This is a genomic window from Pedobacter sp. SG908, from assembly GCF_011759615.1.
Taxonomy (GTDB): domain Bacteria; phylum Bacteroidota; class Bacteroidia; order Sphingobacteriales; family Sphingobacteriaceae; genus Pedobacter; species Pedobacter riviphilus.
In genome coordinates this window covers 2371388-2386958 of record NZ_JAAOYY010000001.1, presented here as the reverse complement: position 1 = coordinate 2386958, position 15571 = coordinate 2371388, and the positions used below count along the sequence as shown (strand labels likewise).

Sequence of the window (15571 nt, the reverse complement as noted above, 5' to 3'; positions counted from 1 at the left end):
TTATTAAAATAAAAAAGAGGCCCTAAAGCCTCTTTTTTATTTTAATGTCTACCATGACCATGTTTTTCTCGGTGTCCTCTGGAGAACAAACTCGCATTCACATTCCTATCGTGGTACCTATTATCTTCTCTGTAGTTTCTGTAGTTATTTCGTGGATAATCGTATCTCATTCTGTCTCTACCACCATAAGAGCCACGGTAATAATTATTACGGCTAACGTAGGTAACCCTATGGGTGTTATAATTGCGGTACGGGCTGTTTCCATACATTACAATTTTTCTTCCATGATGCAGGTCGTAACCTCTATATCTTGCTGGTAAATATCTCGATCTTGTCCACCTGTTTCCGCTTAAATAAACAAACTGCCTTTGAGGGACACAATAATAAGATTGAACTTCCGGAAGGTAATAATAATTAACATTTTCGTAACCTGTAGGAACCCAAGCTGGTTGAGCACCAATATTTACATTAATACTTACTTGAGCGTTAGATTGATTAGATGTTAAAGCCACGATACCCAAAATCGCGGAGATAATAAATAACTTTTTCATAATAATCTATTTTATTTGTGTGTACTTCAACAATTCAAACGCTGTGCCAAAACTTCTATTGTAACAGATATATAAAAAAAGGAGCTTCAAATGCTCCTTTTAGATTTATTAATCCTTTCCTTTACCATTTCCATGGCCTTTACCATTTCCATGACCTTTTCCCTTATTCTGTTCTCCGTAAATTTTTTTAGCCTGTCCTGGAGGCATGCCATGAGGATGTCCTTTTACAACATAATATTTGCTATCACGGCTATCTCTAATTACAAACTGACCTTTATTGCCTTTATATTTGGCATATTTTATTTTATCGTTTTTGAAATTTAGATAGGGCCTAGGTGAATTAATTACGACTTTATAGCCATTATATAAATCATAATTGCCATATCTCGCGGGTAAAGAGTTAGCAAAAACCCATTCGTTTCCGTTTAAATAAACAAACTGTTTTCGCGGAACATAATAATAACTCTCTATATCAGGGAGATAGTAATAATCAACATGGTCATAACCTGTTGGTCCCCAAAGCGGCTGCGAACCGATGTTAATATTCACATTTAACTGTGCTTTCGCGGGGATGCTGAATAATGAAACCATCATCAATACAGCCATTAAAAATAATTTTTTCATAATCAATTCATTTAGTTTTTATAGCCAAACCACGTGCCAAAAGTGGGGCACAAAAAAAAGAGCTCCATTTGAAGCTCCTTTTTTACAATTAAATATTTAATGATGCTCGTTACCGCGGCCTTGATTATTATTTCTTTCAGGATGGTTATTATCGCCTCTGTTATTGTTTCTCTGTTCATTGTTTCGGCCAGGTCTTAAATTTTGATTTACCCTTACAACAGTTTTCTCCCTACGTACAGGGCGTTTATTATTAATCACTACAGTTTTATTCCCATTATAGTTTGGATGCCCTTTTACTACATAGTATTTGGTATCACGGCTATCTCTTATAATGCTTTGGCGACCACCGTAATTTTTATATTTACTGTATCTGGCAACATAGATATTGTTTCTTAAATAAGGTTTTGGCTCATTAATCACCACTTTATAAGTACGATATACATCAAAGTTTCTATATTGGGCAGGCAGACTACTTACCCAAACCCAATGTCTTCCATTCGGATAAATGTATTGTGCAGTAGGTACATAATAATAGGCATTAATGTCCGGGAAATAATAATAATCTACATGGTTGTATCCTGTTGGCCCCCAAACTGGCTGCGAACCAATATTGATATTTAAACTAATCTGCGCTTTTGCATTATTTATGCTGAATAATGAAACCATCAGAACTGCAGCAAATAAAACTAACTTTTTCATAATGTTTTTTAATTAAAGGTTTCTTATGTGTGTTGCTGGGATAGACAGGGCTAATGGACTCTGGTTTAATCAGCATCATTCCATTTAACATTCTTTAACGATTGTGTGTGCTATTGAGTAAATTTACTCAATTTACTGAGTAATTTGTAAAAAATGATGTAATAGTCTTATTTACAGTGTTTTATTGAGTAATTTTTAATGCCAAAACTAGTAAATGAAGCTTACTTTATATTATATAATTAATTAAAATTTAGTTAGGCATTTTGAATTACTTAATACATTGAGTAAATTTACTCAACATATTGAGTAAATTGTTAAATATGTTTCAAAGATCTTATTTACAGAAACTTAAAAAGGTTATGAATGAACCAAAAAGGTTTATTCAAGTCCTTGTGGGGCCAAGGCAAGTAGGTAAAACAACATTGATCGGTCAACTGGTCAAGGAAATTAATACGCCTTATATATTCGAATCTGCGGATGCAGTTGCTGCTTCGGATAAGACCTGGATAGAACTGATATGGTTTAATACCAGAGAACTATTAAAAGAACCTGGCATTGATGAATATCTTCTTGTGATTGATGAAATTCAGAAAATTGATAATTGGAGTGAAATTGTGAAGCGCTTGTGGGATGAAGACATACGAAATGGGGTAAACTTAAAAGTAATTTTATTGGGGTCTTCCAGACTGCTAATTCAACAAGGATTAACAGAATCATTAGCAGGGAGGTTCGAATTAACTTATTTAGGACATTGGAGCTTTGCTGAAATGGAAAGTGCTTTTGGTTTTACTGCCGAACAATACGTATGGTTTGGCGGCTATCCAGGCGCCGCAGACCTCATCAACGACGAAGAGCGGTGGAAAAATTATGTCTCAAATGCTTTGATAGAAACCAGTATTTCAAAAGATATTTTAATGCTCACCCGTGTAGATAAACCTGCTTTAATGAAGCGCTTGTTTGAATTGGGTTGTCTATATTCCAGTCAGATATTGTCTTTCACCAAAATACTAGGTCAGCTCTCTGATGCAGGTAATACCACAACATTGTCTCATTATTTACAATTATTAGATACAGCGGGTCTATTGGGCGGGATTGAAAAATTTGCTGCTGATGTGATCCGTAAACGTTCATCCAGTCCAAAATTCCAAGTGCATAACAATGCTTTAGTAAGCGCTCAAAGAAGTGAATTCTTTGAAGAGATAAAAAAACAACCAATAGAATGGGGGAGAATGGTAGAATCATCAATAGGTGCACATTTATTAAATTTCTCATTTGTAGAAGGTTATAAAGTGTTTTATTGGCGGCACAGAAACGATGAAGTAGATTTTATTTTAGAGAAACGAGGTAAAATAATTGGTATAGAAGTTAAAAGTACAGGCCAGATTACGGGTACTTCGGGAATGGATGCTTTTAACAAAATGTATAAGCCCGATAAAATACTTTTAGTTGGAGCAGGTGGGTTGCCTTGGCAAGAATTTCTAAAAATTTCTCCATCGAGCCTTTTTTAAGGAAAGACTAAATAATAACTATATTTGACACATTAATATTTAACCATAGATTAAATCTGTATTGAACAGTACAAGCTGTGGTTAATAAAACTTATAATAACACGAAGCTTTAAATGCCTTTACAAGAAACAAGCCCCCAAACTGCTTTCGAACTCGTTTCTGGACTAGAAATCCATGTTCAGTTAAATACCAATACTAAAATATTTTCTGCTGATAGTGCATCTTTCGGGGCTTTACCCAATCAAAATATATCTACGGTTTCACTGGCATTGCCTGGAGCCTTACCCAAGTTAAACAAAGAAGTAGTAGCAAAAGCTATCCGTATAGGTTTAGCTCTAAACTGTACCATTAACCAGACCAACCATTTCGACCGGAAAAACTATTTCTATGCCGACCTGCCGAAAGGGTATCAGATTACGCAAGATAACCAACCAATCTGTGTAAATGGTTTTTTGGAACTTCAATTGGCTGATGGCAGTACAAAGAAAATCGGAATTAATCGCATTCACCTAGAAGAAGACGCTGGAAAAAGTATTCATGATCAGGACGATAACTATTCGTTGGTTGATTTAAACCGTGCAGGGGTGCCGTTAATTGAGATTGTAACCGAACCGGATATCCGCAGTTCGGAAGAAGCTTCTGTTTTACTAAGCGAAATCAGGAAATTGGTAAGGCATTTGAATGTAAGCGACGGAAATATGGAGGAAGGCAGTTTGCGATGCGATGCTAATATTTCTATACGACCACAGGGCACTACCGAATTTGGAACACGCTGCGAAGTAAAAAACCTAAACTCTATGCGTAATGTACGTAGAGTAATGGATTTCGAATTTAGCCGCCAGGTAGAAGTGATTAGTAACGGAGGAAGAATTATCCAGAGCACTTTAAACTTTGATTCCGATAAAGGAACTACCTCTCCAATGCGTACTAAAGAAGAAGCGAATGATTACCGTTATTTTTCAGATCCGGACCTTCAACCCATTTATATTTCTGATGATTGGTTAGCAGAGATTAAATCTTTAATGCCGGCTTTACCAAATGAAATTTCTCAGCAGATGATTGCTGACTTTGGGATCAGTAAAGCTGATGCAGCGCTTTTTGCTGAAGATTTAGATCTGTTAAACTACTTTAACCAGGCTCAATTAGCTGTTCACAACAAAAAAAGCTTAATAAATTGGTTAATTGGTCCAATTAGAGCTGTTTTAAATGAAAAAGGGATTACGATCTCCGATTTCAAAGTAAATCCAACACAACTGGCAGAAGCCATTAATCTGGTTGATGATAAAAAAATTACACAGCAAATTGCTATTCAACAACTATTACCAGCGATTGAGTTGGAAGAAAATGCAAAAGTTGCCGATTTGGCACTATCATTAAACTTACTCATCTCTGAAAATGGAGACGAATTAAGTAGTTTTATTGATGAAGTGTTAAATAAATACCCACAACAGGTAGAAGCGTACAAGAAAGGCAAAAAGGGCGTTTTAGGTTTGTTTGTTGGCGATGTAATGAAACTAGCCAAAGGAAAAGCTGATGCTAAAAAATTAAATGAATTAATACTTGAAAAACTAAAATAATGAGACTAAAACAATTGAGCCTGATCATGCTGATCGCGATTGCCTTTACTGCATGTAAACCCAAAGATAGCTTTACAATTGATGGAACTTTCCAAAACCCTGGTAAAGAGAAGAAAGTATTTTTATATGGGATGCAGAATAGCAATATGGTTGCAATCGATTCAACTAATTTATCAGAAAAAGGTGAATTTAAATTCATCCGTAAAACCCCATCAGTTGATTTCTTTAGGGTATCGGTAGGTAATCATGAGTTTATGTTAATTGCAAAAAATGGCGACGATATTAAGTTGGAAGCTGATTTGGCCGACAAAACAATGGCTTATAAAATTTCAGGGGCAAATGAAGTAGAAAAATTATCAGAACTAAATACGATTAGAAATAATTTTGCCAAACAAGTAGAGAAACTACAGGCCGATTTCGAAGCAAAAGTAGCAACACAGCCTCAAAACAGGGCGGCTGTACTAGAATCAATGAAACCTCAGTACGAATCGTACATCAATCAATTGAATATGCAGATTATAAAATTTGCTAAAGACAACAAAGGTACGCTTGCTAGTTTCTATGCCATGAATACTTTAAGTCCACAGGAATTTGAAGCAGAACTGGTGCAATTTGCTGATGAAGTTAAAGAAGAAATTAAAGGCAATGCCACGGTTGATGCTTTTGTAAAACAGATGGCACTTTTAAAAGCAGTTCAGGTAGGGCAGGTTGCTCCGGCATTTACCATTAATACAGCGGATGATAAACCTGTAAGTTTATCAGACTATAAAGGAAAATACGTATTAATCGATTTTTGGGCGTCATGGTGCCAGCCCTGCCGCCAGGAGAACCCGAACGTAGTTAAGGTGTACAATAAATATAAAAATAAGAACTTTGATATCATCGGCATATCGCTGGATACCGACAAGGCTGCATGGTTTGGTGCAGTAAAAGCTGATGGATTAACCTGGACGCACGTTTCGGAATTGAAAGATTTTAACGGTGTAACGGTAAAAAAATACCAGGTGCAAGCTATTCCAACTTCTTATCTGATTGATCCTTCTGGAAAAATAATTGCTAAAAACTTACGTGGCGATGAATTAGAGACGTTTTTAGCCAAAACGTTACTTTAAAACAAATTCCATGTTAAACTAATTTAAGTAATTAACAATTTCTTAACTTAGGCTTAACTAAATATTGCATCATAGACACTACTTTCGTAACAAATATTTAACTATGAACAACGCAGGTCAGAAAATATTAATTGTTGATGATGAACCAGATATTCTGGAGCTTATTGAATATAACCTTAAAAAAGAGGGTTATCAGGTTTTCACAGCTACCAATGGCCAAGAAGGAATTACTGTTGCGAAAAAGGTGCACCCAGATTTGATTATTCTGGATATTATGATGCCTAAAATGGATGGCATTGAGGCTTGCCGTTTAATGCGTGCAATACCTGAATTCAAAAATACATTTATGGTTTTCTTAACCGCCAGAAGTGAAGAGTATTCTGAAATTGCTGGTTTTAATGTAGGTGCTGATGATTATATCGCAAAACCAATTAAACCACGTGCTTTAGTTAGTCGCATTAATGCGATTTTAAGACGGAATACAGGAACAGAAGAAGTATCTGAAAATAAATTGGAAATTGGCGATTTAGTAATCGACCGTGAAGCTTATTTGGTTTTTCAAGGCGGTAACAAAGTGGTATTGGCGAAAAAAGAATTTGAGCTTTTATATCTGCTGGCATCAAAGCCAGGAAAAGTTTATACCCGCGAATCGATCCTTAAAAATATCTGGGAAGATTCAGTAGTGGTAACAAACAGAACTATCGATGTTCACATTCGTAAACTAAGGGAAAAATTAGGCGAAACTTATGTATCAACTGTAAAAGGAGTAGGTTATAAGTTTGAGCTATCTTAAATAGCTTTACCATAGATAACACAGATTAGCACAGATTTTTTCTGATGATTAATCTGTGTTTTTTATGCATCGTAAATTAGATCCAGAAACAACCCGAGCTATCGGGTTCAGGAGGACAGCAGTCCTAAAAAATCGGCATGCTGCCCCGAATATTCGGGATCAGCATCTTTCTAGATTGAGTCCCTGAAATAAATTCAGGGTGACGCCCACCTTAAAAAAATAAAATCGTATTTTTGCGCTTCATTAATTACAGCACAGTTTGAAGTTTCCAAATTTTAAAGACCTTATTCTTTTCGAAGACAATGATTTTATTGTGATCAATAAACCTCCATTTTTAGCCTCGCTCGATGAACGTGGAGGATCTGGAGAAACCAATGTATTACGCTTGGCCAAACAGTATAGTGATGATGCACAGGTTTGTCACCGTTTGGATAAAGAAACTTCTGGTGCTCTAATCATTGCAAAAAATCCAGAAGGTTACCGCCACGCTTCTATGCAGTTCGAAAGAAGAAAGGTAAATAAAACCTATCATGCCGTGGTAGATGGACACGTCATTTTTGATGATTTAACTGTTGATCTACCTATTTTAAACGATGGAAATAAAAATGTGACCATTGATAGGGCTGAAGGTAAACGTGCAGAAACGATATTCAATTCTTTAAAATACTACAAACACTATACTTTAGTAGAGTGTAAACCGATTACCGGTAGAATGCACCAAATCCGTATTCACCTGGCGACACAAAGAGCAGCCATTGTTGGTGATGATATGTACAAAGGGAAACCTGTTTTTCTTTCATCAATAAAGAGAGGATATAAATTAGCCAAAGGCGAAGAGGAGCAGCCCATTATGAAACGTTTCGCATTACATGCCAGACATTTGGTTTTTAAAGGATTAGATGACAAAGATATTGTGATTGATGCACCATACCCAAAAGATTTTGCGACTTTAATTAAGCTATTGGATAAATTTGATGCATAAAACAGCCCTTTAAATTGGCGCGTTTCGTTGTTTTTCTTACTTTTGGTATTCGCCCTCTATTAAAAAACAATAGAATGTACATCAGATTTGTAAATTACCTTGATAAGATTAACCAGTACCGAAAATCTAAAATATCAAACCGTAATTTCTTAATTATCCTTGCTGTAATTGTCGGGATTTTAGCAGGACTCGCAGCTGCCGTTTTAAAAAGTTTAACCCACCATATCGAAGAATTTCTTCAGTCAGACTGGCACTGGAAATATAAATACTATTTGTACTTTATATTTCCGATGATCGGTATTTTTCTAACGGTTTTGTACATCAAATACTTTATCCGTAAAACAAAATTCGAAACAGGTTTAACCCCTTTACTTTATGCCATTTCGAAAAAATCGAGTAAGGTAGAAGCACACAATATTTATTCGCAGATTATTACCGCAGCCGTTACGGTAGGCTTTGGTGGTTCAACAGGTTTGGAGGCACCAATTGTTACCAGTGGATCGGCAATAGGCTCCAATCTTGGCCGTATTTTGGGCTTATCATACCGCGAAATTACCATGCTGGTGGCCTGTGGTGCGGCAGCTGGTATTGCAGGGGCATTTAATAGCCCGGTAGCAGGGATTGTTTTTGCCATCGAAATTCTATTGCCTGAGTTTACCATTCCGGCATTTATTCCCCTTCTGTTATCGGCCGCAACGGCAGCGGTAGTGGCAAGATTATTTTATACCCAGCAGCTTTTCTTTCTGGTTACAGAAGGGTGGAAGGTAAATGCTTTATTCTATTATGTAATACTGGCTTGTTTTATTGGTTTGTTCTCGATCTATTTTACCAAAGCAAATTATGCGGTAAAAGGATTATTCTATAAAATAAAACATCCTTATACCAAAGTAATTGTAGGCGGTTTAATGCTTGGCGCTTTGGTATTTCTATTTCCTACGCTATATGGTGAAGGGTATATCACCATAAAAGGCTTACTAAAAGGTGATTATCATACGGTAATCAATAATAGTATTTTTGCCGATTATAGCTCAATTTCGGCTGTGGTAGTACTGTTTACGGTAGTGACCATTTTTATGAAATCAATTGCCACCCTTGTTACCTTAGGTGCAGGTGGTAATGGTGGTACATTTGCGCCCAGTTTAATTATGGGCGGATTAATCGGGTTTATATTTGCTTATGTCGTGAATTTATCGGGAATAGCGCAATTGAATGTTTCGAACTTTATTGTTGCAGGTATGGCCGCTGCTTTAGGCTCGATTATGCATGCCCCATTAACGGGTATCTTCCTGATTGCCGAAATTACTGGGGGATATGTTTTAATGGTGCCATTGATGATAACCACTGCGATTTCTTACGCCATTAACCGCAGCTCGCAAAAACATTCTATTTATACCAAAGCACTGGCCGATAAGGGAGAGCTACTATCTCATGAGGATAAGGATACAACAGTTTTAAACCAGATGAAACTAAAGTATTTGATCGAGAAAACCTATCCTCAATTATATATGAACGATCTGATTTCAGTTAAGATGAACGAGATTATGCAATCGCATAAAAACATTTGTGCTGTAACAGACGAACTGGGCGATTTTAAGGGGATAATTTACATGGAAGAACTATTTAATGAGATGATCAATCATCCTGATAAGGGGAATTTAAGAGCTTCTCATTTGGTTCAGCCTGCACCGAATACGATTACAGAAAATGATGATCTTAAAATGGTACTGGAGAAAATGGAACAGGATAATGTATGGATTTTACCAGTGCTTACCGTGCAGAACCAATATTTAGGTTTTGTCTCTAAAACAGCAATTTTTAATAAATACAGGGCGTTGCTGATGAGGCAGAATGATTATATGGGGTAGCTCTAAGTTCTCCAAGATCGTCATTTCAGAAATCTTTAATTTAAGTTGTCAGTCTGAGCTTGTCGAAGACTTTTATAGTCGAAAACAAAAAATATTTTTCCTTCGACAGGCTCAGGATGACAATATTTTTTGTTTTCTCCTTAAAATAGTTACACTTTACTCAGCTCTCTTTAAACCAAACTTTTCAATTTTACTATATAAGTGACTTCTTTGGATATCAATTTCATCAGCTGTTTTTGATACATTCCAGTTGTTTTTTTCCAGTTTGAATTTGATGAATTCACGTTCCGCGTGATCTTTATAATCCTGAAAATTATTGAAAGAATCGAAAGAAGAGGATAGACTCAATCCACCAGCACCCGCAATCTGCGCACTGCTTGCGGCGCCAATATTTGTACCACCACCCGGATTAGCAAAGGCACGCACGTCATTTTCGGTAATAACCTTATCGCTTAAAATAATCAAACGCTCAATCATATTGTGTAACTCACGTACATTACCTGTCCAAGGCAAAGCTTTTAGGGCAGCCATTCCGCCATCGTTTATTTTCTTAACGGGCATTCCATAATCGCTGCAGATACTTTCTAAAAAGTTCTGGGCAATAACAGGGATATCATCAGTTCGCTCTGTTAAATGTGGAACATGGATATTGATTACATTTAACCGGTGATACAAATCCATACGGAAGTTACCATCTTCAATTTCTTTCAATAAATCTTTATTGGTTGCTGCTAAAACACGAACATTTACTTCAATTTCCTTTTCACCACCCACACGCGAAATTTTATGTTCTTGCAAAGCACGTAAAACTTTTGCCTGGGCAGAGAGGCTCATATCGCCAATCTCGTCCAAAAATAAAGTTCCGCCATTAGCCAGCTCAAATTTACCGATACGTTGCTTAACAGCAGAGGTAAATGAACCTTTCTCGTGACCAAACAATTCACTTTCAATCAGCTCTGATGGAATAGCAGCACAATTTACCTCAATTAAAGGACTATCGGCACGATTCGATTTTTCGTGTAACCAACGGGCTACCAATTCTTTACCGCTACCATTTGCGCCAGTAATTAATACACGGGCTTCGGTAGGCGCAACACGCTCAATGGTTTCCTTAATTTTAGAAATGCTTTCCGATTCGCCTAAAATCTCACGGGTTTTACTTGCTTTACGTTTTAAAACCTTGGTTTCGGTAACTAAATTTCCCCTGTCTAAACCATTACGGACAGTAATCAGTAAACGGTTTAAATCAGGTGGTTTCGAAATAAAATCAAAAGCTCCTTTTTTACTGGCTTCAATTGCAGTTTCAACTGTTCCATGACCAGATATCATAATGAATGGTAAATCTGGTTTAATGATCTGTGCCTGTTCGAGCACTTCCATACCATCCATCTTATTCATCTTGATATCGCAAAGTACCAGATCGAAATTTCCTTTTTTGATCATTTCGAGACCGTCAATACCGTTATCGATATCTTCAACATCGTAATTTTCATACTCTAGAATTTCGCGTAAGGTACTCCTTATCGCACGCTCATCGTCAATTATTAATAATTTAGCCATTAGAGATGTATTCTTTAATTTTGAAATGCGAATATATTATTTTTTAATTAATGTATAGTTTTTTATACAATTTCTACGCTATAAACCTGAAAAGGACTGAAAGGTTTTAATCTTAGTAGGAATAATCAAGTTTAAATTTGCTAAGATCTGTTCGGTGCATTTTCTTGCGGTTTAATTCTACTTCATAAATGCTTTTGCCCAAGTTCTTCATAAAGGGGAAACAAACAGTATCGTATTCATATTTATTGTCGTTAAATATACCATCTTCGTTGCTTTGTACCACCGCCGTTAAGAAATACTCAATTCTATTTTTAAAATCAACGAAATAAGAATTATCAATGATGTAGCCATAGCTATCACCATACTTGTTAAAAATTCTAATGTTTGGGGCTGGTGTTATCTTTTCTCTTCCATAATACAGCATCTTCGCATAGGTTGTCCAAAATTCATTATGATCGTATTTAGGATAATCGCTTTCCGTTGGATATTTGCTCATGTAGGTATAAATCAACTTATAATCTTCTGCAGTCAGGTTAAACCTTTCATTAGTTGGAAAAGCCTCAGGAAAAATTAATTTCTGCATCAGTTTTTGTTGATCATTGATGGCCAAGGCATTTTTTCCTGCCAAACTAAATGGTTTATTTACCAATTTATCGGCACTGTCCAAATAGCCTTTACCCATTACCAGATTAGTTAACTGCAGTTCGTAGTCTTTTGGATCGTATTGTGCCGGTTGATCATACACCAATTGACTGCCATTGTAAAATTTAATAGGGTTGGTGTGTTTGGCCGATTCTCCGGCATCACCAATGGCCAAGCGGTTTAAAATGCGACTATCGTTTAATCCATTTGCTTTCAATTTTTCGTTAATTTCTGCCCGGCCGATAAATTCGAATAAACGGTTAAAGGCATCGTTATCGCTGGTAAGCAAAATCTTTTTAACGTAATGTTCTATCGATGGAAGCCCATTTTTAGCACTTGTGTCTGTTAAAACTTTCGTTTGCCCTTTATAGGCACTATCGGTAATCATGGTGCTTTTAGCTGTTAATCCCGTGTTTTTTAACCGGTTTATTTTCTCCAGGGCAAAAATCACTGCAGCGAGTTTAACAGTACTTGCAGGGTAAAAATAATGGTGCGGATCTAAATTATAGCTAAACGTTTTAAAAGTAGGTCTATTTTTTACATCACGGTTAACCTGGGTATAAAGGATTTGAACCTGGTTTTTATCAGGATGGTTAAGTATTGAAGAAAAAAGTTCTGGTTTGGACTCCATCAGTTTCCTGAGAAAAACAGTATCGGTTTTTTGTGCCATAGCAAATATACTGATTGACGAAAATGCAATAATTAAAATCCTTTTCATGAGTGGAAATTTGATTCCTAATTTAGCTTTTTCTATTAAAATCACCATTTTCCATCATCCATTTTACATGTTGTTTAATTTTGTTACTTTTGCAGCGCTTTTGGTTTCCGGCTTTACATCCGGGATTAAAAGGGAATACAGTGTAAATCTGTAACTGTCCCGCAGCTGTAAGCTCTATAACGTTTTTCAATTCTTAAGTCACTGCCCAATTAACTACTGAGCGGGAAGACAGAAAAAACGGGAGTAAGTCAGAAGACCTGCCTTTAGCGTTTAATTTCATAGCTTTCGGGGATTGAAGCTTGGATTGAGATATTAACGTTGTTCGTATTTTCATTTCCTTTTCTAATCTGTTGGCTGTGGGCAAAACTCACAATCAAATGAACAAAAAAAGTATGCTAACTGTAGCAGGGCTGGGGCTCGCACAGTTAATGATTGGCCAGGTGGCTAATGCTCAAACTCAAGATAGTTTGCAGCTCAAAGATGTTGTAATTTCTGCAACCAAAAATGACCAGAAACAATCTCAGACTGGAAAAGTGGTCACTATCATCAGTCGCGAAGTATTGGATCGCAGTAACGGGAAATCATTGCCAGAACTTATTAGTGAGCAGGCAGGGATTATTGTAGCGGGCGCAAGCAGCAACCCAGGATTAAACAAATCGGTGTTTTTTAGGGGTGCAGGAAGTGCTTATGCGGTGGTTTTAATTGATGGTATTGTACAGAACGATCCATCAGGAAACGGAGGTGCATTCGATTTAAGATTGATTTCTATTGATCAGATTGATCACATCGAAATTTTAAGAGGCGGCCAGTCTACCATTTATGGTTCTGATGCCGTTGCAGGGGTAATCAATATTATCACCAAAAAAGGTGGCCCAAAAGGAAATACCATTTATGGTGTGGCCAGTGCAGGGAGTTACGAAACTTATAAAGGAACCATTGGTTTAAACGGTGGAGTTGAAGGTTTTTCTTATAACATTAACTATACCCATGCTAAAACCGATGGGATTTCAGAAGCAGCAACCCCAATGGGAAGTGCAGCTATATTTGATAAAGATGGTTTCAAAACCGACGCCCTAAATGCGAACTTCGGAATCAAATTGGATAATCATTTCTCTGTAAATCCATTTGTGCGTTATTATTATGGCAATTATAAATTTGATGGTGGTGCTTTTACCGATGCAAACAATTATTCGATTTTGAAAAACTTTGCTGCAGGTACTAATGCCAAATATGAATTTGCTACCGGTAAAGTAACCTTGAACTATAGTTTTGAAAGCACCAGAAACGATGCACACAGCCAATATCCTAGTGTTAACGAAGGTCGCGTATCGTTGTTGGATTTATTCTACAACCAAAAATTGGGAAATAAATTAGATTTATTGGTGGGTATCGATAACCGCGTGATGAAATTATCATCAGCAACCAATAAACCGGAAACCAATATTTTTGCTGCTTATGGATCTTTATTCTTACACGATTTAAGTGTATTTAATCTTGAAGTTGGCGGACGTTACAATAAACACGAACAATATGGCGAAAACTATACTTACTCAATTACCCCAAGTATCAACATCATTAAGGAAATAAAGTTATTTGGAACTGTTTCAACAGCATTTAAAGTGCCTACCTTGAACATGCTTTTTGGTCAGTTTGGTGCTAATTTGAACTTAAAGCCTGAGAAATCGAAGAATTACGAAGCTGGTGTTAATTTTAGCTTTGCTGACGACAAATTTAGCTTACGTTTAGCAGGTTATAAGCGAGATTTAACCGATGCAATCATTTATGCTTATCCTAATGGATATATTAACCAGGTAAGTCAGAAAACCAAAGGTTTCGAGGTTGAACCAGCAGTTAAATTCAGTGTGTTCAATATCAATGGTTATTATGCTTACGTAGAAGGGAATGAGTTCAATTTTGTTGATAATGCGGTTGCCAACTATCTTTTCCGCAGACCAAAACATACATTTGGGATCACTGCAGGTGCGCAGGCTACGAGCAATTTATATGTAAGCGCAAATTACCGTTACTTTGGTAAACGTAACGATGGTAATTTTACGACTTACACGGTAGATAATTTACCTGCTTATAAATTGTTAAATGCTTATGCAGAATATGCTTTGGCTAAAAAACGTGTAAAACTGTTTTTTGATGCCAAAAACATCCTGAACGAAAAATACAACGAGATTATTGGTTACAATAGCTTAGGTTTCAACTTTAATACCGGAGTAATTTTTAATATACACTAATAAAATTTAACTTTGCAGTATACATATTAACCAAAAATAGGATGTCTCATTTAAAATTTAATCCACGTACTTTAATTTTGTTGTTAATGATATTGGCAATAACGGCTTTCCGTTTGCTGGTAACATTTAACTCAGATGAATTAAAGTTTGCTAATTTTTCATCAATAGGAGCGGTAGCTTTATTTGGAGGAGCATATTTTAAAGATCATCTTAAAGCATTCGCTTTTCCGCTATTGAGTTTATTTTTAAGCGATTTAGTGCTTTATACAACCATATATAAAAAGTATGTAGATATATTCTTAATTCAAGAACTCTGGACATACCTTGCAATTGCATTAATGGTTTTAGTGAGTCGTTTCTTACTAAAAAAGGTAAATATTGCTAACTTATTACTTTCTACAATTGTAATTGTATTCATCCATTGGATTGTAAGTGATATTGGCTCATGGTATAAGAACCCGCTGTATACACAAAACTTCAATGGGTTTATAGATTGTTTAATTAAAGCCATTCCATTCGAGATCAGATTCTTAGAGGGAACAGTGATTTATGGTGCATTACTTTTTGGAGCTTTCGAAATTTTAAAAGCAAAATACCCATTATTGAAACTGCAAAGACAAAAGTTATAGATGTCCATTGATTGGTATAATATCAATCAAGCGAAAACAATATAGAAATCCTCTTTTGATTCGAT

The 15571-nt window shown here is 36.2% G+C and carries 13 protein-coding genes and 1 riboswitch; of the genes, 8 read left to right on the top strand and 5 right to left on the bottom strand.

Annotated features, from left to right (window positions below; genetic code table 11):
* Positions 1-41 precede the first annotated feature (41 nt).
* From FHT21_RS09785 to FHT21_RS09775, 3 genes are all read right to left on the bottom strand, one after another.
* Positions 42-551: a hypothetical protein gene (locus FHT21_RS09785; protein WP_167294491.1), complete on the bottom strand. Its 510-nt coding sequence runs from the start codon at positions 549-551 to the stop codon at positions 42-44.
* Positions 552-659: 108 nt separating this feature from the next.
* Positions 660-1175: a hypothetical protein gene (locus FHT21_RS09780; protein ID WP_167294490.1), complete on the bottom strand. Its 516-nt coding sequence runs from the start codon at positions 1173-1175 to the stop codon at positions 660-662.
* A gap of 96 nt (positions 1176-1271) precedes the next feature.
* Entirely contained in the window at positions 1272-1874 is a 603-nt protein-coding gene (locus tag FHT21_RS09775; protein WP_167294489.1) for a hypothetical protein, read from the bottom strand.
* A gap of 359 nt (positions 1875-2233) precedes the next feature.
* On the opposite strand from FHT21_RS09775, the gene FHT21_RS09770 reads away from it, so the two are divergent.
* The 6 genes from FHT21_RS09770 to FHT21_RS09745 all read left to right on the top strand — a co-directional run bounded on the left by FHT21_RS09770 (position 2234) and on the right by FHT21_RS09745 (position 9711).
* Positions 2234-3382, top strand: a complete 1149-nt coding sequence (locus tag FHT21_RS09770; protein WP_223833686.1) for an ATP-binding protein — start codon at positions 2234-2236, stop codon at positions 3380-3382.
* A 113-nt stretch (positions 3383-3495) separates the two neighbouring features.
* Positions 3496-4959, top strand: a complete 1464-nt coding sequence (gene gatB / locus FHT21_RS09765; RefSeq protein WP_167294487.1) for an Asp-tRNA(Asn)/Glu-tRNA(Gln) amidotransferase subunit GatB — start codon at positions 3496-3498, stop codon at positions 4957-4959.
* A complete protein-coding gene (locus FHT21_RS09760) occupies positions 4959-6071 on the top strand; it encodes a TlpA disulfide reductase family protein (protein ID WP_167294486.1) in 1113 nt (370 codons plus the stop codon). Before gatB ends, FHT21_RS09760 begins: the two co-directional genes overlap by 1 nt.
* Before the next feature lie 103 nt (positions 6072-6174).
* Positions 6175-6864 (top strand): response regulator transcription factor, encoded by a 690-nt coding sequence (locus tag FHT21_RS09755; protein WP_029274338.1) that lies wholly within the window; start codon positions 6175-6177, stop codon positions 6862-6864.
* A gap of 259 nt (positions 6865-7123) precedes the next feature.
* On the top strand, positions 7124-7846 hold the full coding sequence (locus tag FHT21_RS09750; RefSeq protein ID WP_167294485.1) for an RluA family pseudouridine synthase: 723 nt from the start codon (positions 7124-7126) through the stop codon (positions 7844-7846).
* A gap of 74 nt (positions 7847-7920) precedes the next feature.
* Entirely contained in the window at positions 7921-9711 is a 1791-nt protein-coding gene (locus FHT21_RS09745; RefSeq protein ID WP_167294484.1) for a chloride channel protein, read from the top strand.
* A gap of 156 nt (positions 9712-9867) precedes the next feature.
* Here the strand turns inward: FHT21_RS09745 and FHT21_RS09740 are convergent, their stop codons facing one another.
* Complete coding sequence (locus FHT21_RS09740; protein ID WP_167294483.1) at positions 9868-11271, bottom strand: sigma-54 dependent transcriptional regulator; 1404 nt, start codon at positions 11269-11271, stop codon at positions 9868-9870.
* Positions 11272-11383: 112 nt separating this feature from the next.
* Positions 11384-12631, bottom strand: coding sequence for a serine hydrolase (locus FHT21_RS09735; RefSeq protein WP_167294482.1), 1248 nt, complete (start codon positions 12629-12631; stop codon positions 11384-11386).
* Positions 12632-12715: 84 nt separating this feature from the next.
* A riboswitch (cobalamin riboswitch) is annotated at positions 12716-12911 on the top strand.
* Positions 12912-13008: 97 nt separating this feature from the next.
* Here FHT21_RS09735 and FHT21_RS09730 point away from each other — a divergent pair.
* Together FHT21_RS09730 and FHT21_RS09725 are read left to right on the top strand one after the other, a co-directional pair.
* Complete coding sequence (locus tag FHT21_RS09730; RefSeq protein WP_167294481.1) at positions 13009-14877, top strand: TonB-dependent receptor; 1869 nt, start codon at positions 13009-13011, stop codon at positions 14875-14877.
* 41 nt (positions 14878-14918) lie between these two features.
* Entirely contained in the window at positions 14919-15506 is a 588-nt protein-coding gene (locus FHT21_RS09725; RefSeq protein ID WP_167294480.1) for a DUF6580 family putative transport protein, read from the top strand.
* The last annotated feature ends 65 nt before the right edge of the window (positions 15507-15571 follow it).